Raw genomic sequence first — 21,263 nt, 5'->3', positions numbered from 1 at the left:
TTTAGCGAATGAACAGGCACAGGCCACGCAGCGCAGCTTTCGCCTGCGCCAGGGTGAGGCCCGCACCTAGAGAGAGTTGGCTGCCCAGCACTTCGCCGGTCAGACGGATCGGCGCCACCTGGATGCCTTGGCTGGTGTCGGTGGCCTGGTCGAGGATTGCCTTCGGCGCCTCGGAGCCGTCGGTGGCGGCGGACGCGCACAGCACGTATTCACCGCTGGTTTTCACCTGGCCGAGGACAGCACCGCGGTTGAGTTTCTGGCCTGCGGCGATCACGGCGATGTCGATCATCACCGGGAAGGCACCGGCCGACAGCTGATCCGGCACGTAGGTTTGGCGTTCTGGATTGCTCATGAAGTTCTCCAATCAGCGGCGCGAAGCGCCCGCGACGATGGCGCCGACCACGGCCTTGCGTTCGCCTTGGTCGTCGTTGCCGGGTGGGGTAGCAGTCGAGGCACCGGTGCCATCGGCCTTAATCGCATTCAGGGAAATGCCGCGATCCTGGGCCGCCTTGAACAGTTGCAGGGCGGTGGCTTCGACCGAGGTGCCGGCATCGATGGCGGCGGAGATTTCGGCTTCGAAGCCCTTGCTCGCCAGGGCATGAATACCGGTGATGCGCTCACGCTCGGCACTCGCGCCCTCCTCGCGACTCTGGGTGCGGATGTTCTCCAGATCCGGCTGACTGGCCTGGGCAATCTGAATGGTTTGCGGATCCGTGCCGGCGGCCAGCGCCTCACGCAACTCCGCCGTGCTGCTGACGGTGGTCATATTGAATTTCCTTGGTTGGGTTGCGGCCGGTTTGGCCAATTCAGTAATCAGTGATTCAAGGGCGCCCAGCCGGTGGGCCAGGCCGGACTCGACGGCAGCGGCGCCGACGCGCAGACCGCCGAAGTCACCCATCTCGGGCACGCGTTCGGGATCGACGCCAAGGTTGCGGGCGACTTTGGCCACGAACACGTCGCCCATAGCGTCGACCGTTTCGCCAACCTTGGCCCTGCCTTCTTCGGTGGCCAGATCCACGCGCTTATTCGGTGCGTTGCGGCTGACGATCTGGTAGCGCTTGCGCCCGTTGGCTTCTTCGCCCCCCACTACGGCCTCGACGACGACACCGATGCTGCCGGCCAGCGCCGTTTCGTCGATGACGATCTCGCTGGCCGCCGAAGCGATCCAGTAGGCGGCACTGGCGCCGGTGCCACCGATGTACGCGACAATGCGCTTGCGTGAACGAGCATCATGGATCTGGTCCGCCAGCTCGTTGATCCCGGCGGCCACGCCTCCGGGGCTGTCGATGTTCAGGATGATCGCCTTGACCTTGGGGTCATCCAGTGCTGCCTGTAGGTCGGTGGCCAGCACCTGGGTACTGGTCGCGCCGCTGATCTCGGTGAAGAGATTGGCGTAACGAAACACCGGACCGACCACCGGGATAATGGCCACCCCATTTCGGGTGCTGACAGTGCGGCTGTTGTCCAGGCGTACCCCGGTGCGGGTCTCCAGCGCCGCCGGATCGCCCATCCGATCAGCAATGGTCAGCAGGTTGTCCAGGGCGCCAGGCAGCATCAGCCAGGGCTGCGAGGCTGCCAGCTCAAATGCGCGGGGCATGGTTATTCCTCGTTGGGGTTATTGGGCGGCGTTTCCTGCTCGCGCCCCTTGGGCAAAACGTGCAGGCCGTCAGCACGGCGCTGCTCCACTTCGCGCACGCGCTGGCGATACACCTGTTGCCACGGCTCGCCAGTCATCGCGGCGGTTTCCAGCGTTTCGTTGCTGACGCCGATCTCGATGCGTTTGCCGGCGGCATTGGCCTCTTTCAGTTCGTCGATGGCACCGCGCGCCGGCCCGATCCAGATCGCCTGGCAGTACGCCTTGCGCTTGGCCGGATCGGCGTAGCCGGGCAACTTGATCATCCCACGGGCCACCGCTTCGTCGATCAGCAGTTCACGGCTGGGCTGGCAGAAGTCACAGATCAGCCACCAACGGCGCAGACTGTAGAAACGCCACGCCTGCAACATCGCCGCACGGGCCGCGCTGTAACTGCTGCTGTAATGCAGCAACAGCTCCTCCATCGGCTGCTCCAGGGCAGCGCCGATTTCCTTAACCACTGCCGTGAAGAACGGATCGAACTGCGCATTAGGCCGCGCCGGGTTGGCGATCACCGGCTCCTCGCCCTGCCCCAGGTCAACAATCGCGCCCTCGCCCAACGCCAACTCGCCGTCGGCCGTGGTGTCGCCGCCGGCACCGTTGCCTTCGTTGGCCAGCGCCGACAGCGGCAGGTTGGAGACCTGAAAGTCGTTGTTCTTCTTGATGAACACGGTGAACATCGCCGAGATCACCGCCGCCATCAGCTCGGCGCTGCTATAGCGCTCCAGCTTCTGCAGCGGCTCCAGCACCGGCGCCAAGTACGGTGCACCACGTTTCTGGCCGGGCCGCTCCTTGTCGGCCATGACGTGCATGACCCGGCGCCGGCCGGTGGCCTCGCCGAAGGCCGGCAGGCGTTCCCATTTAAGGGCTTGGCCTGCCGTGTACTCGTTCGGGTAGCCACTGCAGACGTGGTACGCCAGCGGCGCGCCGAGCCAGTCGAACTCGACGCCGTCCACCAGGTTCGCGCTGTCCAATTGGCCGGCCGGATTGCACACCCGATCCGACTCGATCAATTGCAAGCGCGTGCTGAACACGCAACCCGGACGCTCATCGTCGGGGCTGGCAATCAGTACGTCGCCGCAAACCATCGACGAGATCATCACCAGCGCCTGCAGCTGGTAGTGGTTCAAAGTTGCCTCGGCATCGCATTCGCGCGGATCGTCGGCATACAGCGACCACAACCGGTCAAGCTGGGTGTTGAGTTCTTCCGCCTGTTGTTCACTGAGTCCAAGCGCGTCGTGATCAATCTGCGAACGGCAGACCAGCCCAGTGCCCACCACGTTGGTGCGCAAGCGGGTGATGGCCGCCCGGGCGATCAGGTGGTTGCGCATGGCGTCCCGAGAACGGGCGACGAGCATGCGGCGTTCACTCTGGTCGAGGTCGCGGCGCGGACTGCCCAGACCGGGAATCCAACTGGCCATGCTGCGCAGTACGCGCGAGGCACCCCGCCAGCGGGTCTCGGTGCCGCCCCCGCCGCCTTGGGCGACAATGGGCCGTGCGCCGGAAGCCGACTTGGCGAGTTTGATGGCCTCGCGCATCAGCAGCTCGGCCGGATCCTTTCGAAAAAAGCCCATAGTCAGATCGCCATGTAAGAAATGCGGTTGCGGCCTCGGCCCTGTTGCTGGGCCTGCTCCAGGGCGACCTCCTTGGCGTACTGCTGCTCCAGCAAGCGCAGACTGTTCAGCTCGGCGCGGTACAGCTCGCGATCCGCACGACGCAGGCGCTGCCCTTTTTTCAGGACGTCAGAGATCGCCGCCCGGACTTCCGCGAGGCGCTGTTGTGCGTCTGTCATGATTGTTTCCTTAGTAGCCCGCACGACTGCGGGTGCCCCGCCCGCGAGCGACTGCTCGGCGCGGTACCGGTGCGACCGGTTGTTCGGTGTTGAACAGGGTTGGCTGCAGCAGCTGCTGCTCCAACTGATCCCACTCGTGATCGCGCAGCAGGTGGGTTTTCAAACTGCGTGCGGCGTGCAACGCATACACCTCACAGTCGAGCGCCTCGTTGCGGCGACCGGCCTTTTTCTGCCAGACCATCTTGCTGGGGTTACGCGGATGCGGCGCCAGCACTTCGTTGGTGAGCTGCTCGTAGTAGTCAGAGCGGATCTCGCTGTACCAGTGCATGCGCCCAGGCCCTGCGCCCTTCAACCGCAGACGGCCGTCGATCAACGTCTTAGCCTTGTGCGTGCCGACGATGTGCACCCGCAGGCCGTATTTCGCGGCCTTGGTGTTGTCTTGCGAGGTGTCCACCGACTGCGGCGGCTTGGTGAAGATCTCCTTGTCGCGGCTGTCGATGGACGCGCCTTTGATCGCCATCACGTTGTAGCGCTGACGATCCCGCACGTAGCTGTACACCGCGTCACTGGTGTTGCCGTCCGAGCTGTCGATGCTGACCGCCGACACCGCTAGCTGCGCGCCGCCATCGGTGGGAATCGGCCGGGAGATGACCCGATCCAGTTCCTGCCAGACGCTGTCATGCGGATCGATGGGATTACCGTGCAGTTCTCCCCAATACAGCCGCCAGGACTCCTCGCCACGGCCCCAGCCGGTGATGACCAGCGCCAGTCGGTCGCCCTGTACGTCGACGCCGACGGTGATTAGCAGCACACCCTTGGGCGCCGTCAGTTCGGCGTAAGGCTCTGCTCGCTTTTCCAGTTCGTCGGTCTTCGGCGCATCGCTTTGGTACTCGTAGCTTTCGCCCTTCGAGCTGTTGACGAAGGCGATCATTGGCCCGATGTTGCCCTGCGCCGCCGCGTGTTCGGCCTGGAGTTTTTTCTCCATCAGCACCTGGAAGCGCGACCCCCAAAACGTCGCGTACAGCTCGTTGAGGATGTAGCCGGCGATCCCGCGAAACTCGGCGGTGGCCGACCAGCGTCCGTGCTTGAGGTTGGCGTTCTTCTGGTTGTCGTCCCAGATCGCACCGCAATGCGGACACGAGTAGAAGGCCTTCTCCGGTCGCTTCTTGCCGTATACCTCGTGCATGTAATCCGGATCCTCATCACAGTGCAGATTGTCGAAGCTAAGAGCATGTTCCTGACCACATTCGTGACACAGCACCAGGCCAACGCGCTTGTCTGACAGTTCCAGCTCGGCATCAATCGCTGACAGACCTTTGATGGTTGGCGTACCGCCGATGATGATCTTCGAGCGGCGAAAGGTTTTCAGACGCTCCTTGGCCAGCTTGATGCTGTCGCCCTGCCCGCGCAGGTTGAGGTTGCAGTCGTCGGGCTCCTCGATGGCCACCCGAGGCACCGGCGTGGACTTCACACTGGCCGGGCTGTTGGAGCCCACCATCTTCAGGAAGCCGCCGGGAAAACGTTTGAAGTCCTGACGCTGCTGCAGCTTGCGGCTGCGCAGGTCGACTTTCTTGCGCAGCCGTGGCGTGGCCTCGATCATCGGTTCGAGCTTTTCACCGACGTACTGCTTGGCGGCTTCGGCCTTGGGGAACAGCACCAGGATCGGCGACGGGTCGATGTCGATCCATTTACCCAGGGCGTTGCCCAGCACACCAGACGTCCAGGCCACCTGTGCCGATTTGCGGCCGACGATCTCACTGACCGCCGGATCGTCCAACGCTTCCAGCGGGCCGCCCGGCCAAGTCAGGTGCGGCGTCACATCGAAGCGGTATTTGCCAGGGCGTGCCGCCTCTTCCGGCGCGAGCCAGCGGTATTTGTCCGCCCACTCGATGATGCTCATGCGCGGTGGTGGTGCCCACTTGCGACAGGCGCCGCGCAGCGCCTTAGTCGCCGCCTTCCTCAAAGCCCTCCGAATCGTCCGGTTCGTCAGAATATCCATCTGACGGGGCATCATCCTTGTCATAGTCAGACAGCCTCCTCAGGATGGCTTCAATGGGATCTCGGATCAGTTGGTCGTCCACCTCCACGCCGTAACGCGCCGACAGCTCGGCGGCCAGCGCATCCGGGAATGAGTTGAGTAGCTCGACTTTGGCGGCGGTGATCATGGCCTCGAAGCGTTCGATCAGGTCATCGGCGATGACCACTTCACCCAAATCCTTGGCCATCGCCAGCTCTTCGCGGTCGGCCCGGATCCGGTCGAGCCGGTCGCGGGAGGATTCCTTTTTGCCGTTGAGCGAGGCCTGATGCATCAGCCACTGGATCACCGCTTCAGTGTCGTACTGGTTTTCGTTGCCCCGCCCGATGCCAAACTCAATTACGGGCATGCCGTCGTTTTGCCAACGGGTCAGGGTGCGTTCGTCGCGGCCGACGATCTCACTCAAGTCGGCCTTGTTGACAGTCCTGCCCATATCTAACCCTTTGAAAAGACGGACATCCCTGCAAAATTCTCAGCTGCAGAGAATCCGCGAGTTCGATAACCCGTGTAGGGGGCGGCCCTCGGGGAGGACCCAGAAAAATCGGCCCCCGCCCGGGGTGCCGCCTAGGTGTGGTCGGTCGATGCCGACTCGGAAACGCCCAATCGCTTGGCAACCCAGCGCTCGTAGAGGCCGATGGCAACATCGGCGCCGGCCATCGCGGTCAGGCAACCCAAAGCGCCTGCCGTCCATATCGACATGCCGGCGGCGATCATCAACATCATCGCGGTCACACCGCAGGCAATACAGGCACCGGAGCGCAACGCGAGACGGCGCAACAACGCCCAGCCCCGCGCCCCGTCCTTATCGGCTCGCCACATCTCCCCCGAGACACCGCCGACCAGGGCCAGGACGATCACTAACCAGATCGGCATCTCTGCCAGCGCTTGTTGCTCGTTTGTCATCGCCTACCCCATAAACGCAAAAACCCGGCGCAATGGCCGGGTTTGGTGGTGTGGTGCCTGCCGCTCTCTGCGGTCGCACCTATCGAAGATGACTACTTTTTACAGGTCGAATTTCCTGGCAGCAACCCCACTTTAATGCCACCCGGTGAATAAGTGGGTAACACCGGGTGAACGCCTAGCGAATGTCGGCGAATATCCCACCTCGGCATTCTGTTGTTTTGGCGTTGCCCCATATGTCCCATACTTCGAAATTGCTATGGGACACCTGAGAGCGCCTAATTTCGGGGCTTTGCCCCATTGTCCCATCTGTATTCTCTTTTCTCGTGTAAAGAAGAAAATCGAAAAGCACGCGTGCGCGCGATAGCGCGTACAGGTCTGCGCTTCGCTCACACGGGCGGGAGGCGGTTTGTGCTGGGACAATGGGACAGCCCAACAAACACAAGGCCCGCGCTTGTCCCATCACGTCGAAACGCAATGGGACAAGGTGGGCCAATGGGACAGCGGGAGCCAAACCTGGGGTCACGCAGCCTTCCCCATCAGCATGCCGGCGATGTACTCGTGAGCCTCGTGCAAGCGCTCGTAGTAGGTTTTGCGGCTGCAGCCACAATAGATGATCTTCTGCGTCAGGAAGCTGTCGTGATTGCAGTAGTGCTCGCGCACCACCACCGACAGCTGCGGCGGCAGATGCTTGTTGACGATCAGCTCAATATCCGCCGATTCATCCAACAGCACCCGACTGCCCCGCGTGCCGCGAATCAGCTCGCCCTTGCACTCCATCAGCATGGCAATCATGTTGCCGCCACCCAGCTTCGATCCAACTTCGTGCGGACTGTGCAGATCCTCTGCCCACAGCTTGAGCATTTCRTCGATTCGCTTAATCAAAGCAAGGCTCCTCGAACACTTCCCGCTGCAACGCCGAGGCACCGCCCCAACCTGTCGGCTTCTTGTAGGCCCAGGGACGCTGACCGCTTTTCGCCAATGCCGGCAGACGCACACGCCGCCAACCCAGCCGGTGCATGATCGCCCCCACCCGTATCTGCTCCGGCTTAGTCCAGTGCCCGTAGTCCAACTTCAGCGCGTTGGCCAGCACTTCACTGCCGGTGGTGGTCTCGCCAATCTGCGACTCTTCCAGCCAAGTCAAAATTGGCCCTTCCCACTCATCCACCACAAAGCGCTCGTCCTGCTCATCGCCGAATATCGCCGCCTCGTCCACCGTCACCCACCAAAGGTCCCCCGCGTCGTAGCAGAACATTGCCTCGGCCCACAGCTGGTCACGGATCGTGCGCAGCAACTCCAGATCCACCTTGGTACAGGCCACCGGCCAATAGCGCCTGTTACCGGTCGCATCCTTGAGGTATTCGTCCTGGTTGGTGGTACCGACGAACACACACTGGCGTGGCACGTCCATGGTTCTGCGGCCGTAGCTCTCGCGGTAAGTGTCGGTCGACGCCGAAAAGAACTGCTTGGCCTTGGTACTTTCGGCCTTGTTGAAGCTGTCCAGCTCGCCCAACTCGACGATCCACTTGCCGCGGATCGCCTGAAACCCGTCCTTGTCGCCCAGGGCGAAAGGCGTGTCCATAAACCACTCGCCGCCGAGGATGCTCATTGCCGTCGACTTACCGGCGCCCTGCGCGCCTTCGAGGATCATCACCGAGTCGGCCTTGCAGCCAGGCTTCATCACCCGCGCCACGGCCGAGAGCATCCAACGCTTGCCAACCTTCGACGTATATTCGCTTTCCTTCACCCCCATGACATCCGTGAGCCAGCTTTCAAGGCGCGGGACACGATCCCAATCCAGTTTTTGCAAGTACTGGCGCACCGGGTGAAAGGCATGGTCATGAGCCACAACACTCACCGCCTCGATCACAGGGCTGACCGCAGCTTGACGATCTTCGAACTGAAGGCGCTGTAACTGATCACCCCGGCCCAGCGTTCGTCATTGGCAAGGATCAACTCCACGTTCTGCATGTGCGCGATCAAGGCACCGCTTTCGCTGCGAGCCAGCAGATCCTTCCAACCACCTGCAGCCGGCGGCTTGACCACCGCCAGCACCTGGCGGCGCACCGCGTCCAAACCTTCGGCGACATGCAGATCATTGAAGTCGGTCCACTTGTCTTCCCGTTCGCCGGAAAAGATCGGCGCGACTACCTGACCGCCAACGACCAACGCGGCGTTGTTCGCCTTCTCTTCACCAGGGTTCCAGGGCTCGCCGTTCGGGCGCTTGGTCTGCCAGTCATCGTCGCGGCAGACAATCAACGGGCAACCCGGGAAGCGTTCGCGCATGGCCTTGCAGACTACCAACAAGTTGCCCGCATCGAAGGCGATGGCCACCGTCAGCGAGGTCGCCATGTGCAGGCTGGCGCCAGTAGCGTAGCCCTCACACACCAGCACCGGCTCACCCGGATCCGGGTGCGGCCCGATCAGGTGAAAAGCGCCCTCCTTGGACATCCCGTAGGGCCAGTAGGACTTGTCCCGGCCGGTGTCTTCCTGCTTGGCGGGAAACACCACCTGTAGGCCAACGATCTCATCCCGCACGTTGCACATAGGCACCAAAAACGCGCCGGAGCGCGGTGCATATCGAACGCCGAAACCGACGATCTGCTTTCGGTCCAGATAGTCGCTACGGCCCTTTTCCGGCATGCGCTTGAACAGGCCCGCCGCCCGGTTCGCGGCACGACGCGCTGCATTGGCCTTAACCTCAGCGGCGCGACGTTTGGCGTCCTCTTGACGAGCGCGCATAACTTCGCGCTCTTCGGGCGACATCCGCCCGGCCTTGACCTTCACCTTCTGCGACTCACCCGAACGCCAGTCACCAAAACTGCCGAAGATCAGCGTTTCGTTTTTCTCGGTGTGATGCTCGTGGACGACGTACCAACCATTCTTTTCCGCGCCCCTGTCCTGCGCTGTTTTGCAGCGGGTCAGCTTGCCGAAAGTCAGCGGTAGTTTTGGCTCAAGACCAAAGTCTGCGAATTGATCCAGCACCTCATCGAGCATGGCGAGCCTCCCGAACTTCGTCGATGGACTGGCAACGCACACACTGCGTACAGCCAGGCATAGCCAAACGGCGAGCTTCCGGGATCGGCTCATCGCAGCCATCACAGAACAGAAATGAATGCGCCGCCAAAGCGGGCTTGGCAGCGTTACGTGCAGCAAGAGCCTGATCAAGACGCTCCTGCACCAGGTCGTTGGCAAAGTCGGCGATATCAGCCACGGTCGACACCTCGCGTGGTCTGATTAACGTAGGTGGCGCGGTTGAACAGACCCAGCAGTCCTTGAATACCGCGAAACACTTGCAGGCGGATCGCGGCCAGTTCGTGATCCGTCACCACACCGTCGCCGATGCTCTTGGCCCATGTCTCAGCCAAGTCCGCTACTTGCCGAAAATACTCAGCAATGCCGGTGGTCAAGGTTTCGGGCATGTCGTTGGTGTAGGCCTCGGCCAATTCCTGCCAGGTCGTATCCCCCACCAACGCGTGCACCGCATCCAGAATGCGACGGTCCTTGGTCAGCTCCAGGATCTCGCCAAACTCCTGAATGTTGACCGTGTGACTGGGATGCGTGGGAGATAGCTTGTGCTGCAGCGTGGTGGCGTTTCTGCCGGTGGTGGCGGCAATTGCAGCGGCGCCGCCGGGATAGTCCCGAGCAGCATGGTAAAGCGCTAAATCGAGCGGCAGGATTTCCCGCTGCGCCCGCTCTACAGAACTCAGAGCGATTCGGCTCATGGCATTAATCCTTATAAGTTGCCAGTGCCGCGCGACATGCAGTGGTGTTACATTTGCCGCGTGGCTTGAAAGGGCCCAAACGCCGGCTAGATCTTCAGGATCGATACCGGCACCGTGCCGAGGCGAACGATCCGTCGTTCACCTCTGGCGCAACAGCTGCCCAATCTGTGGTGGAAAAGGCAGCAACACCAAGACATCCGTGCCTTGGAAAGCGCGATAAAGAGCGGTGGTTAGCATGTGGTGTGCCCGCCTATCTTTATCGCGGCCCGACAGCACTGTGGTGGTGCATGTCGGGAGGAAATGGGCGACCCTTGGGTCGCCTTTTTTCTATCTACGCCGCGGCTTTTTGAGGAGCCGAAGCGTTCAACAACCAAGCAGCTTGGAATGCGTTGCCCTTGTGCTTCGCCGCAGCGGCCAATAGTGCGGCGTATTGGGTTTCACCGGTGTAATCAGTTCGTGGCAAACAAGCAGCCTGACGCCACTTGTTCAAAGCCTGATAGCTTCTATTGCATACCTTTGCGGCGGCCCCGATGCCGCCTACGGCTTCAAAAGCGAACGCAATAGCGCTCGGGAAATCTGCGGGGTCCAACATGACAACCTCCACTTATCAACTTGAAGTTGATGTTATATATCAACTGACTATTGCGCAACCTTTATGAGACTCTCAACTCATGGTTGATAAAAACGCACTCCGCGCAGCTTTCAGCGAGCGCCTGCACGAAGCCCTAAACGATGCCGGCGTACGCAGCCGGGGCCGTGGGGTGGACATTCATCGTCAGTTGAAAAGCTTGGGGGTCGATAAAACCACTCAGGCCATCAGCAAGTGGCTTAACGGCGAAGCCATGGCCGAAGCAGACAGCACTGCTGCGCTTTGTTCGTGGCTGAAGGTACGCAGGGAATGGCTGGAGTACGGCGTGTTGCCGAAGGAACAGACCGGCGAGAGCAATGTTTGCCAATTGGTCGTCGGTCACGGGAGTAACATCAGCGAAATCAATCAACGCTTTGGCAAGGTTCCATTGATTTCGTGGGTGCAGGCTGGGGCTTGGTGCGAGGCGATCTCCAACTTTGAGGCCTACGATGCAGACTCTTGGCTCTCGTGCCCTGTTCAGATTAGTAATCAAGGTTATGCTTTAAAGGTTCTTGGTGATTCTATGACGAATCCAGGACCAGGTCGCAGCTATCCAACAGGATGCATTATTTTTGTGGATCCTGAGGCAGAAACAAAGACTGGGGATCGTGTGATTGCCAGAGTTCCCCGCACGAATGAGGCAACATTCAAGATTTTGGTAGAGGACGCTGGTCGACAGTTTCTGAGACCAATCAACCCACAATATCCAATCATTGATATTACAGAAGAGACGCATATTTGTGGAAAAGTAGTTGGCTCATTTATACCAGAGTAACCCGCGCAGCCAATCATAGTGAAACGAACAAATACGGAAACAACATTAGGCATTTTACTCAGYACCGAAATCAAACCCGCATCTGCCCTAGAATCCGGGCAGACACGTGCGACTAAAGCATTAGCCCTTCGATTTTAGCTTAAAATACTTCTGCGCCCCTGCTTTAAATTCCATAAACTCCTTTGAATTATGTACGCAATGCACTGTTATATCCCCATCGCTATTCGTCCATTTTGGCGCTCTTCCAAAACAGTCAATACCACTTGAAAATGAAAGCTGAAAGCGGTCACCTAAAAACAAAAATCTATCATGAAACTTATCTATAGTGGCCCTATCCGCTTGTAGCACCTCTATAGTGCCATTAAATTTTCCAGCATTTAAGTGCCTCTCAAGTTCCTTCTGAGAAAGCAAACCTCTCTTGCTGCTATTTGAAAAATTTGACATAACTATAATCTTGCATTTCGGGGAGCAGTATTTTGTTATCTCACAGACAAAATCAGCACCGCTAAGATTAATGCTTTTGTCAAAAATAAATACTCTATTCTCTTTCAATATATATTTTTGCAATACTGACGGATTTTTATTACCACCAGGTACGAGAGAAACTATCTCAGCAATTTTCGCCCCAGCCTGATTATTGGCGGGCACATGCTTGTAATTTTTTGCATCAATTATAGATATACCCCATGCAGCAGGGGTAAATTTACTAAATGAAATTTCTGACTTGGTGAGTATTGGACCTGAATGATGAAAAGCGGCGCCAATATAATTCGAATGAATGCAAGTACTATCAAGCTGGTATCTAGCAAGACTTTCTGGAGAAATCAGATAATAGTTATTTTGGGTGCTGAAAACCTTATCAAACCACACCTGRAACATTCCTGCACCATCAGAAATTGTCAGATACTCTTTTATGATTGCTGGCGTCACTCCAAGCACCGCCGAATGAGCTGCAATAAAAATATCTGATAGCGCGCCGGAAAAGCTTTCTTGCAGCACTTCCTTTTCAATCACCGCTCTCATGCTAGACCTGCAAGTTTATTGATTTTATTACTGATTATTTTTTTAGTGAGATTGTAAGACTCGTCAAAAAATCCCGCAGGCCACCCTTCAACCAGTTCTCCATCATCGTTTATCTCAATTTCGAATGTACGCGCATCTAGCTCGCTCGGGAAATAATAGACTCTCAGATCCTCCTTCTTAATCCCTAAACTTTCTTTTATTGAATTATTTGATATCGCAAGCTGTAGTCCACGAAGTATATGCTCGCTATGCGTTTCAATAATGAATCGTTTACCTTCTCGGCAAGCTTCAACAAGAAATTGCGAAAATGCAACTTGAGCACGAGGATGTAAGTGCAACTCAGGTTGCTCAACGATCATCGACTGATCTTTTTMCAACGCTGCAGCCTGCACAATAATTGGCAAGATTTGCGAGAATCCAAAGCCAACATCCTGAATTGAGTCTGCCACCCCGTCTCTTTTAACTTTTAGCTTAACTAGCTCCTCATAGTCTTCAACTGCAATTGACCTGCCTGGAAAAATAAGATCCACCCAATGCTGGATTTTTCGGAATGCCTCTTTATTTTTTTTAAGACTTTCACTACTTCGTTTGAGATACGATATTACGGAGGGAGTGTTCTCTCCTCTTGCGCCGACATCCGAGCTTGCTGCTGAGAGGGTATAGCTTCGACTTGGGCTTGAGCGTAGAGGACCTAAATACTTATAGTTATCAGGCAAATCAAACAGCATATACATAAATCGGTCCATTACACGAATTTTATGATGTGCCGGCTCCTCACTTTTTCCAGACACCAGACTAAAAGAGAACCCCTCTGTATAGTAGAGCTTAGTTTTAAGGGCTGCAGTTCTTTTTATTTCCTTATCTGTCATCCTTTTCGCACCGTACATCCCTGCAACCCTGCTTAAAACGTCGGGATTGGTTGTTAGCGTATAATACGATTTTGTTTCAGCCCTCTTTAACTTAAATATTTCCCTCTGACTTCCATCGCTTGATACACCTACGCCCTCAATAGAGTATATTCGAGCTTGCTCTGTATATGGAGAACGGTCATAACATAGATTGATAATATAGGTACTAGCTTTGCTAGAGGCCACATCAACCATGGAGCTCCATTGCGAAGAGCCCAATGTTATTGAGAATGTAATTTTATTCGAAGTGTCGTGACCATGAACATAGTCCTTGAATATACCTAAATTCGCATATTCGCCTTGAGTTACTAGCGGCTCGTGCTTATTTCGATTCCAACTAAACGTTTGAATTATGGCAGCGAGCCCTTTCAGGATCGAAGACTTTCCGGAACTATTTTCACCATACAAGAGCGTAATAGGCTTATCTAGATCAAGAATTTCATGCTTGAAACGTTTAAAGTTGTCGAAACCAATTCTTCTTATCATATTAAAAGTTTCGCATTTTTTTGAGTTTTACGGAGTTAGTTGAGTATTTCAATGTTAGCTCCTGCTTGCGTGGGGTGGCGTCAGTGCCTGCAGTAAGAATCAGTACATCCTTATGTCAAAACTTTTCCTCACTTGCAAGCACTGATGAGTCATCGCAGCGCCCCCGCATGCGTGCAAGCTCAAGAAACATCAGCAAAGCATTAGCAATAAATTTTAGTCTAAGATTTTTCGGACGAAGCAGCTTTATAAGCCCCGTAACAGGTTCAGCCTGTGYCCGAGATGAAATCTATACGTACCTTCCTCCATTCCTGTATCGGTGACTTCAAAACCATTCGTAGCAGCAGGTTGATCAATCAAATATCAACCTATAGTTGACATTAGATCGCCATTGGTTGATATTCGTTTTACTCTCCACCACAGAGCGAAACGTAACCATGCACACCACGGCCACCTTGCACGCCCATCCTGCCGCTGCTGACCCCTGCCGAATCTTCGAGATTCGCCGCTTAGCCCGCGAATACGGCTGCTCGTTTGTAACCACCAAACCCAAGCAGAAAGCCCATACCGCACCCGCCCCTTTCGATCCGAATGGCGGAGGTCACGCAGCATGAATAAGTTCAAACTCGATAATCGCACCCTGCTGTTGCTTAACGCCCAGGTCAACCTTAGTGAGACCTTCAATCACGTATTGCGGACGGCACCCAAGAGTGAATCCTTGGCATTTCGCCTCAAGGTTGAGCGCGGCACATCGGAGACAATTTTCGTCGTCGAACTGGGCAGCGAACGCCACACGCTGACCTTGAAAAACGACAAGAAGATGCATCTCAAGCTGGCCGACTTCATCGAAGAAATTGCCAATGGCCCGTTCGACCCGAGCAACGACCTGGGGCATCGCCCTCACTCAAGCCGCGAATACGGCCGGTTTGAAGTCCAGGACAAACAGCGCGTGTTTGAGCTAGTGCGCACCGGTGGCGTACTGAGCCTCGACATGGGCTTCGATGTCCCCCTGCACGTCGCGGTGCACCGCACCCACACGCGCCCTGGGGTCACCACCATTCTCAGCATCGGCGTAAAGAGCCCACACACCAAATGCTTCACTGTGTGCGGCACCGATATCGAGATCTACTGCAAGGTCACCGAGTCCATCAACCACTTGGCTGCTGCGCACGCCGCGTAAGGGGGATGCCATGGATCGCACACTCGCCCAAGCCGCAAGTCACCTCCGTCTGACCCGTTCGAAGCTCATCAACCTCATGCGGGAAAAGGGCTTGCTCAACGAACGCAATCTGCCGGCCTACCCCAGCCGCGACCGCGAATACCTGAAGGTCAAGAACGGCCAGTGGTATCACGAGAAGCTCGGCATGCAGTACAGCCAATCAACCCGGGTCAAACAACCCGGCATCCACTGGCTGGCCGAGCAACTGGGATTGGATCTACCTGCCATCCCGGTAGACAGCCGTGACGTGGCCTAGAGAGTACGCCCGCCAGATCGTCGCCATGCGTACACGCGAGGAGCGCAATGCCGCGCTCCTCGAAGTGCCGGAGCATCTGCGGGAGCTGACCAAACGCCACTGCCTGAACGCCTGGAACCACCCGGCAAGAACACAACGCAAGGAAGCCCAACAAAGCCATGAGTAACACAGCGCAAAACCCTCTCCGCCTGCATCCGGCACCAGAGTCCGCCACCGTGGAATTGCTCTACCGCATATTCGGCGACGTCCTCATCCCGCTGGATAAAGTACGCGAGCAGTACTTCCGCAACCTCAACGAGCAATCGTTCGTGGCCGAGATCAGCAGCGGCCGCATCCAGCTCCCCATCACCACGCTGGACACCAGCCGCAAGGCACCGAAGTTCGCTCACATCCGCCACGTCGCCTCACTGATCGACATCCGAGCCTACAAGGCCGACGAAGACATGCAGCGACAACAGGACGAGACCACCGAGTAGCCCCCACAAACCGAACGGCTGACACCACCAGCCAATGACATCCTCAGGAGCACACCACATGACCGCAATACAAATCTACGCGCTAATAGCAATCACCCTTCTGACCGGCGTTGTTTATTGGCTCGGCTACCGGAACGGCTTCGGCAATGGTCACTCCGAGGGCCATTCTGACGGATACGGCGAGGGCTATGACGTCGGCGGCTGTGTTGGATATCAAGACGGAATCGACGAAGGCAAAGCTATTCTGCAGTCTGGCAACTCGGAAGAGATCCGCAATCTGACGCTTTCCCTTAATCAGGCCCGTGATAAACACCAGCAACTGTACGCTCATTACGAACGCGCCTTAGTCGCCTCGAAACTAGGAGGACCAGCGCGACTTACGCTACTGGAAATTGCTGAAAAACTACGGATCGCGTCTGAGACGTTCAGAGCCTTCCGCACCTGCAAAAAACTCGAACACGAGACCCGCACCTTGCGCGACCAGGCGCTCGCCATCGCGGCTCTGTTGGAGCCRGCAAAGCAGGAGGACGCAGCATGAGCGAAATCCTCACCCAAACCGCCCCCCCCCGAAACCCGGCTCACGCTCCACCAGCGCCCGATGAACCAACTTGCTATCGAACCTCGGAGGAAAGCGGCATACAAAAGGATCAGCACAACACCCAATCCACGACCGCTTTGCTCCGCAAGGAAGCCAGCGTCGACACACTAGAAACAAACAGTCTCTGCTGCGTAGCAGCAGGCATTATTGCTCCTTTCAGCAGCACCACCGTGGCGCTTACACCCCACGAAAAGCTGCGCGAGGCAGCCGCACCCGATGCAACGCTAATCGCTCAGAACCGCCTGCCCGCGCAGCCTGCTGAGGGGTATAAGCAGCCTGACTTCAACTGCGAAAGTCCGTCACAGGTAACCGTCAACGAGGCGCTGATCGACGAGCGCGCCGAGTTCGAAAAAGAGTTCCCTGTGCCCGAAGGTCTGCAGTACTGCACCAAACGAGGCACGTACATCACCGCTCAAGGCGCGACGACATCCGACTCGTTCGCTCGTGAGCACTATGCGTACCGAGCGGGATTTGCAGCCTGGAAGTGTAGAGCGTGGAAGCATGTCGCACTCGTTGGCCAGCAAGCCAAAGGAGAGGTACCGCAATGAATACCTTGTTTTTACTCATGGCTCAGTACGACGGGCAGGCTGTCATCCCGCTTGATCGGGTATGCGCGGATTACATGCATTTGACGGTAGAGAAGTTCAAGCGAAAACAACTGGATGGAGAGATTGATGTTCCTGTTGTGCGCTTGGGAGCTAACTCTCAAAAAGCTGCGCTAGGTATTCACTTAAAGGATCTGGCGGACTACATAGATCGGCAGCGGGAAAAAGCCATGAGAGAACAAAATCAGTTGATGGGCAGAGCGGCTTAAGCGACTTCAAATCAAAAATCCTGGCGTGCAGGAGAACGCCAGGAATCCCAATTTAGATCTTCTCTGTTGGCAGACTTTCTAAATTGTCTTTTTCAGTTCCATTGGCAACAGTTCTCAGGAAGTCCCCCTCATAAACCTCGACCCTTGCACCCGTCACCCAGTTTTCCCCCTTTTTGTAGCGCGTGTTGAAAGGGACTCCCTCACTAATCAACTGAGCAATAAATCCTCTCGGAATCCAGTAATAGGTGTCCGAGCCCGGAGCATAAGCGCCTACGGACGTTATGTTACCGGTTTGCTTGCTTACCCTGATTCTTTGAATATACATCTGCATATTTTCTATCCTTATCCATTTGTTCCCTGCAATACCTATCTGGTGCCGGATGGAGGAACAAATCAAGAGGGCTAGACTAAAGTCGCAGGCTATCTGCCATCTTTGCTACATTCCCCTTAATACCCGCACCATCCACTGGTTTTTTTGGTAACGATCTCCTCGCCCGCGCAGGTGCGTATACCGTCTCAACGAGTTCCAGTCTCGATGCCCCGAGACACTGGACACTCTGGGGATGTCCCAGTCCATCTCAAACAGCCGACTCACCCCTTCATGGCGCAGGTCATGAAAATGCAAATCTTCAATCCCTAGCAGCGGGCACGCGCGCGTGAAAGACGCCGACACCGACTTGGCATTGTAAGGAAAAATCTCCCTCTCAACCTTGGGCATGCTATGCAGGATCGCCCAAGCTTCATCCGGCAAGTGACACCAGACGTCGTTGCCGATCTTCTGCCCGGGATTTTTCATGTCGCGCACCAGGACGGCCTGCCGGGCGCAGTCCAAATCCTCCCAGCGAATTCGCGTGATCTCTTCCTGTCGGCGCGTCGAGAAGATCGCGAAAGCGATAAGCTTAGGCATGTCGATCTGGGCTTTACGGCGCGCCTGCATCTCGAAGAAGTGAACCATTAGTTTGTCTAACTCCTCCAGCGTCGGCCTGCGGTTGCGCTCCTTGCTTTTGCTCACCATGCCTAGCTTGCGCAACACCTTGCGCGCATCCGGCATGGCCAGCGGATCCACCTCATAGCCCCAGGCCGGCCGCGCGACGGACAACACCGCGCCCAAGTGCGAAAGGTCGTTGCCGACCGTCTGTGCCTGGACGCCGCCGCCCTCCTCACTCATCCGCCATTGCGCGAACTCCACCAGTTTCTGGCTATTCAGCGCCGAGTCGTCGAGCTCGCCCAACCAGGTGTCCTTGATCGCTTTCAGCGTCGCGTTCTTGGTCTTCCCTAGCGGCCGGATCTTTTCGTATTCGTCCAGATACTGCTCGATCATCTTCTTGATCGTCACACCCTTACGGTTAGAGCGCTCGATGGCACCAGGTTCCGCCAGCTCCGTCTCACGACGCTTGATCCAGGCCTGGGCGACCTGCTTGCGGTCGAAGGTTTGGCTTTCCTGATAAACTGTCTTCCCGTCCCGATTGATCCGTATCTGCGCCGTGTAGGCCGTCGAGTTGTCCTTGCGCTTGCGTGATGTGATCGTGCCCATTTCCAGTTGCTACATTGCTGAATTCGATTGCTACATTGTAGCAACCGACTTCGGAAAACAAGGAAAAATGGGTAAAAACCGCTGTATAAAAGATCAGTATCAATGAATTCCGAGAAACCTGAAGCACCCGTAAACACTAGCCATACCCGTTCCGAGCCGTCTCGCCGCTTCAGTGTGGCGCCGATGATGGACTGGACTGACCGCCACTGCCGTTTCTTCCTGCGCCTGCTCTCCAAGCACGCCCTGCTCTACACCGAAATGGTCACCACCGGCGCGCTCCTCAACGGCGACCACGAGCGCTTCCTGCGTCACAACGAAGCCGAGCACCCATTAGCTCTTCAGCTCGGCGGCAGCGTTCCATTGGACCTGGCCGCCTGCGCCCGCATGGCCCAGGAGCACGGTTACGACGAGGTAAACCTGAATGTCGGCTGCCCGAGTGATCGGGTGCAGAACAATATGATCGGCGCGTGCCTGATGGGGCATCCGCAGTTGGTGGCCGATTGTGTGAAGGCGATGCGTGATGCGGTGTCGATTCCGGTGACGGTGAAGCATCGGATCGGGATTAATGGGCGGGACAGTTACGAGGAGTTGTGTGATTTCGTCGGCACGGTTCGGGATGCCGGGTGCACAAGTTTTACCGTGCATGCGCGGATTGCGATTCTGGAGGGTTTGTCGCCGAAGGAGAACCGCGACATTCCGCCTCTGCGTTATGACGTGGCGGCGCGGTTGAAGGCGGATTTTCCGGAGCTGGAGATTATTCTCAACGGCGGGATCAAGACGCTGGAGGCCTGTCACGAGCATTTGCAGACGTTCGACGGTGTGATGCTGGGCCGTGAGGCGTATCACAACCCTTATGTGATGGCTGAGGTGGATCAGCAGCTGTTTGGCAGCACGGCGCCGGTGATCACTCGGGCCGAGGCGCTGGCGCAGTTGCGGCCTTATATTGCCGAGCATCTGCTGGCGGGTGGCGCGATGCATCACATCACTCGGCATGTACTGGGGCTGGGTACCGGGTTTCCGGGGGCGCGCAAGTTTCGGCAGTTGTTGTCGGTGGATATTCACAAGGCTAAAGAGCCATTGGCGTTGCTGGATCAGGCGGCAGAGTTGTTGGAGGGACGTTAATCCCTCGTCACTCACTTGCAGGTTTCGCGCGCCGGTGTCCGCGCTCTGTCTCGTTAGAAATTGGCCGCTTTGAAATGGCGGCCGTCACTTGTTCGGCCCGAGCGCTCAAAGGTCTAATTCGCAAGCTGGTCAAATCGGTAAGCATTGAGGACATGACCCAGGCCTGCTCAGCACGCTAACCGTCACCTCCATTGAACCTGCCCTCCATTTCAGCATCGTATTTACCGAGACCACGCCCCGCCTTTCAAACATCCGTTTCCAGGATGTTGCCACTGGGGCCTCGATACGCACATGCACCCTTGAGTGGCTGTCAGCGCTCGGGTAATGTCATTAGACCCATAGGACAGAGCACGCCCATGACTTCCAAGCTGGAACAACTCAAACAAATGACCACCGTGGTTGCCGACACTGGCGACTTCGAAGCAATCGCTCGCGTTAAACCCGTGGACGCCACCACCAACCCTTCCCTGCTGCTCAAAGCAGCGGCCATTCCCGGTTATGCCGAGTTGCTGAACGCTTGCGTCAGCGACTGCAAGGGCGATGTGGGCCTGGCCAGTGACCGTTTTGGTGTGGCGGTGGGGCAAGAGATTCTGAAGGTGATTCCTGGCCGTATTTCCACTGAAGTGGATGCGCGCCTGTCGTTCGACACTGACGCCGTATTGAAGCGTGCGCACCGTCTGATCGACTTGTACGAAAAGGCCGGCGTTGGCCGTGACCGTGTGCTGATCAAGATCGCTTCGACCTGGGAAGGCATCCGCGCTGCCGAGAAGCTGGAAAAGGAAGGCATTCAGACCAACCTGACCTTGCTGTTCTCTTTCGCTCAGGCGGCGGCATGTGCTGACGCTGGAGTTTTCCTGATTTCGCCGTTCGTGGGCCGTATCTACGACTGGTACAAGAAGGCCACCGGCAACGACTACACCGGCGCGGATGATCCGGGCGTGCAGTCGGTGACGCGCATCTACAACTACTACAAGGCCAATGACTACAAAACCGTAGTGATGGGTGCCAGCTTCCGTAATCTGAATCAGATCGAACAGTTGGCCGGTTGTGATCGGTTGACCATCAGCCCTGATCTGCTGGAGAAACTGGCGGCGGATACCGGCAAGCTGGAGCGCAAGTTGGTGCCGGGGCATGCGGGTGAAGCGCGTCTGAGCTTGAATGAAGCGCAGTTCCGTTGGTTGTCCAACGAGGATGCGATGGCGACCGAAAAACTGGCTGAGGGCATTCGTCAGTTTGCTCGGGACCAGGAGAAGCTTGAGGCGTTGTTGCAGGCCAAGCTGTGATTTGAGTTAGCTGGATGCAAAAAGGGCGAACCATGAGTTCGCCCTTTTTTTGCGTTGAA

The 21,263-nt window shown here is 57.0% G+C and carries 25 protein-coding genes and 1 pseudogene; 10 read left to right on the top strand and 16 right to left on the bottom strand.

Annotated features, from left to right (window positions below; genetic code table 11):
• Window position 1: 1 nt before the first annotated feature.
• The 12 genes and pseudogenes from AC1DIS_RS21720 to AC1DIS_RS21665 form a co-directional block, all read right to left on the bottom strand.
• Window positions 2-352, bottom strand: a complete 351-nt coding sequence (locus AC1DIS_RS21720) for a head decoration protein (protein WP_477748868.1) — start codon at window positions 350-352, stop codon at window positions 2-4.
• 12 nt (window positions 353-364) lie between these two features.
• A complete protein-coding gene (locus tag AC1DIS_RS21715; protein ID WP_477748867.1) occupies window positions 365-1,597 on the bottom strand; it encodes a S49 family peptidase in 1,233 nt (410 codons plus the stop codon).
• Window positions 1,598-1,599: 2 nt separating this feature from the next.
• Window positions 1,600-3,207 carry a phage portal protein gene (locus AC1DIS_RS21710; RefSeq protein ID WP_477748866.1) on the bottom strand — a complete coding sequence of 536 codons (1,608 nt, stop codon included), beginning with the start codon at window positions 3,205-3,207 and terminating at the stop codon, window positions 1,600-1,602.
• Window positions 3,208-3,209: 2 nt separating this feature from the next.
• Window positions 3,210-3,425 carry a hypothetical protein gene (locus AC1DIS_RS21705; protein WP_054597792.1) on the bottom strand — a complete coding sequence of 72 codons (216 nt, stop codon included), beginning with the start codon at window positions 3,423-3,425 and terminating at the stop codon, window positions 3,210-3,212.
• A 10-nt stretch (window positions 3,426-3,435) separates the two neighbouring features.
• On the bottom strand, window positions 3,436-5,325 hold the full coding sequence (locus AC1DIS_RS21700) for a phage terminase large subunit family protein (RefSeq protein ID WP_477748865.1): 1,890 nt from the start codon (window positions 5,323-5,325) through the stop codon (window positions 3,436-3,438).
• Window positions 5,326-5,368: 43 nt separating this feature from the next.
• On the bottom strand, window positions 5,369-5,893 hold the full coding sequence (locus tag AC1DIS_RS21695; RefSeq protein WP_477748864.1) for a terminase small subunit: 525 nt from the start codon (window positions 5,891-5,893) through the stop codon (window positions 5,369-5,371).
• Between the two features lie 131 nt (window positions 5,894-6,024).
• Window positions 6,025-6,363, bottom strand: coding sequence for a phage holin family protein (locus AC1DIS_RS21690; protein ID WP_086945412.1), 339 nt, complete (start codon window positions 6,361-6,363; stop codon window positions 6,025-6,027).
• A 519-nt stretch (window positions 6,364-6,882) separates the two neighbouring features.
• Window positions 6,883-7,245 (bottom strand): PA0613 family protein, encoded by a 363-nt coding sequence (locus AC1DIS_RS21685; protein WP_477748863.1) that lies wholly within the window; start codon window positions 7,243-7,245, stop codon window positions 6,883-6,885.
• Window positions 7,238-9,357: pseudogene (locus AC1DIS_RS21680) on the bottom strand (VapE domain-containing protein). The gene AC1DIS_RS21685 and the pseudogene AC1DIS_RS21680 overlap by 8 nt, the downstream one beginning before the upstream one ends.
• Window positions 9,347-9,574: a TraR/DksA family transcriptional regulator gene (locus AC1DIS_RS21675; protein ID WP_477748861.1), complete on the bottom strand. Its 228-nt coding sequence runs from the start codon at window positions 9,572-9,574 to the stop codon at window positions 9,347-9,349. The pseudogene AC1DIS_RS21680 and the gene AC1DIS_RS21675 overlap by 11 nt, the downstream one beginning before the upstream one ends.
• Complete coding sequence (locus AC1DIS_RS21670) at window positions 9,567-10,085, bottom strand: phage regulatory CII family protein (protein WP_477748860.1); 519 nt, start codon at window positions 10,083-10,085, stop codon at window positions 9,567-9,569. Before AC1DIS_RS21670 ends, AC1DIS_RS21675 begins: the two co-directional genes overlap by 8 nt.
• Before the next feature lie 331 nt (window positions 10,086-10,416).
• Window positions 10,417-10,677, bottom strand: coding sequence for a hypothetical protein (locus tag AC1DIS_RS21665; RefSeq protein WP_477748859.1), 261 nt, complete (start codon window positions 10,675-10,677; stop codon window positions 10,417-10,419).
• A gap of 79 nt (window positions 10,678-10,756) precedes the next feature.
• Here AC1DIS_RS21665 and AC1DIS_RS21660 point away from each other — a divergent pair, with 79 nt between their 5' ends.
• Window positions 10,757-11,488 (top strand): LexA family protein, encoded by a 732-nt coding sequence (locus tag AC1DIS_RS21660; RefSeq protein WP_477748858.1) that lies wholly within the window; start codon window positions 10,757-10,759, stop codon window positions 11,486-11,488.
• 120 nt (window positions 11,489-11,608) lie between these two features.
• Here AC1DIS_RS21660 and AC1DIS_RS21655 read toward each other — a convergent pair whose 3' ends face one another.
• Both AC1DIS_RS21655 and AC1DIS_RS21650 read right to left on the bottom strand, forming a co-directional pair.
• Window positions 11,609-12,511 (bottom strand): hypothetical protein, encoded by a 903-nt coding sequence (locus tag AC1DIS_RS21655; protein ID WP_477748857.1) that lies wholly within the window; start codon window positions 12,509-12,511, stop codon window positions 11,609-11,611.
• Window positions 12,508-13,905 carry a DUF3696 domain-containing protein gene (locus AC1DIS_RS21650; RefSeq protein ID WP_477781073.1) on the bottom strand — a complete coding sequence of 466 codons (1,398 nt, stop codon included), beginning with the start codon at window positions 13,903-13,905 and terminating at the stop codon, window positions 12,508-12,510. Before AC1DIS_RS21650 ends, AC1DIS_RS21655 begins: the two co-directional genes overlap by 4 nt.
• A 607-nt stretch (window positions 13,906-14,512) precedes the next feature.
• Here AC1DIS_RS21650 and AC1DIS_RS21645 point away from each other — a divergent pair.
• Genes AC1DIS_RS21645 through AC1DIS_RS21615 form a run of 7 tightly spaced genes read left to right on the top strand, consistent with a single transcriptional unit; the run spans window position 14,513 to window position 17,265 of the window.
• Window positions 14,513-15,082 (top strand): hypothetical protein, encoded by a 570-nt coding sequence (locus tag AC1DIS_RS21645; RefSeq protein WP_477748855.1) that lies wholly within the window; start codon window positions 14,513-14,515, stop codon window positions 15,080-15,082.
• A gap of 10 nt (window positions 15,083-15,092) precedes the next feature.
• Complete coding sequence (locus tag AC1DIS_RS21640) at window positions 15,093-15,377, top strand: phage antirepressor KilAC domain-containing protein (RefSeq protein WP_477748854.1); 285 nt, start codon at window positions 15,093-15,095, stop codon at window positions 15,375-15,377.
• Entirely contained in the window at window positions 15,364-15,543 is a 180-nt protein-coding gene (locus AC1DIS_RS21635) for a hypothetical protein (RefSeq protein WP_141696558.1), read from the top strand. Before AC1DIS_RS21640 ends, AC1DIS_RS21635 begins: the two co-directional genes overlap by 14 nt.
• The gene (locus tag AC1DIS_RS21630; RefSeq protein ID WP_477748853.1) at window positions 15,536-15,853 is read left to right on the top strand and encodes a pyocin activator PrtN family protein; all 318 of its coding nucleotides are present in this window, start codon (window positions 15,536-15,538) and stop codon (window positions 15,851-15,853) included. The genes AC1DIS_RS21635 and AC1DIS_RS21630 overlap by 8 nt, the downstream gene beginning before the upstream one ends.
• A 58-nt stretch (window positions 15,854-15,911) precedes the next feature.
• A complete protein-coding gene (locus AC1DIS_RS21625) occupies window positions 15,912-16,391 on the top strand; it encodes a hypothetical protein (protein ID WP_477748852.1) in 480 nt (159 codons plus the stop codon).
• Window positions 16,388-16,999 (top strand): hypothetical protein, encoded by a 612-nt coding sequence (locus AC1DIS_RS21620; protein ID WP_477748851.1) that lies wholly within the window; start codon window positions 16,388-16,390, stop codon window positions 16,997-16,999. The genes AC1DIS_RS21625 and AC1DIS_RS21620 overlap by 4 nt, the downstream gene beginning before the upstream one ends.
• Window positions 16,996-17,265, top strand: a complete 270-nt coding sequence (locus AC1DIS_RS21615) for a pyocin activator PrtN family protein (RefSeq protein ID WP_477748850.1) — start codon at window positions 16,996-16,998, stop codon at window positions 17,263-17,265. The genes AC1DIS_RS21620 and AC1DIS_RS21615 overlap by 4 nt, the downstream gene beginning before the upstream one ends.
• Window positions 17,266-17,317: 52 nt before the next feature.
• Here the strand turns inward: AC1DIS_RS21615 and AC1DIS_RS21610 are convergent, their stop codons facing one another.
• Window positions 17,318-17,596 carry a DUF3892 domain-containing protein gene (locus tag AC1DIS_RS21610; protein ID WP_477748849.1) on the bottom strand — a complete coding sequence of 93 codons (279 nt, stop codon included), beginning with the start codon at window positions 17,594-17,596 and terminating at the stop codon, window positions 17,318-17,320.
• Window positions 17,597-17,701: 105 nt separating this feature from the next.
• Window positions 17,702-18,799 carry a site-specific integrase gene (locus AC1DIS_RS21605; RefSeq protein WP_477748848.1) on the bottom strand — a complete coding sequence of 366 codons (1,098 nt, stop codon included), beginning with the start codon at window positions 18,797-18,799 and terminating at the stop codon, window positions 17,702-17,704.
• A 102-nt stretch (window positions 18,800-18,901) separates the two neighbouring features.
• On the opposite strand from AC1DIS_RS21605, the gene dusA reads away from it, so the two are divergent.
• Both dusA and tal read left to right on the top strand, forming a co-directional pair.
• The gene (dusA, locus tag AC1DIS_RS21600; protein WP_477748847.1) at window positions 18,902-19,921 is read left to right on the top strand and encodes a tRNA dihydrouridine(20/20a) synthase DusA; all 1,020 of its coding nucleotides are present in this window, start codon (window positions 18,902-18,904) and stop codon (window positions 19,919-19,921) included.
• A 356-nt stretch (window positions 19,922-20,277) separates the two neighbouring features.
• On the top strand, window positions 20,278-21,204 hold the full coding sequence (gene tal, locus AC1DIS_RS21595) for a transaldolase (RefSeq protein WP_019582092.1): 927 nt from the start codon (window positions 20,278-20,280) through the stop codon (window positions 21,202-21,204).
• Window positions 21,205-21,263 lie beyond the last annotated feature (59 nt).

Source organism: Pseudomonas sp. 05N433 (assembly GCF_056396925.1).
This window is presented reverse-complemented; position numbering and strand designations above follow the sequence as displayed.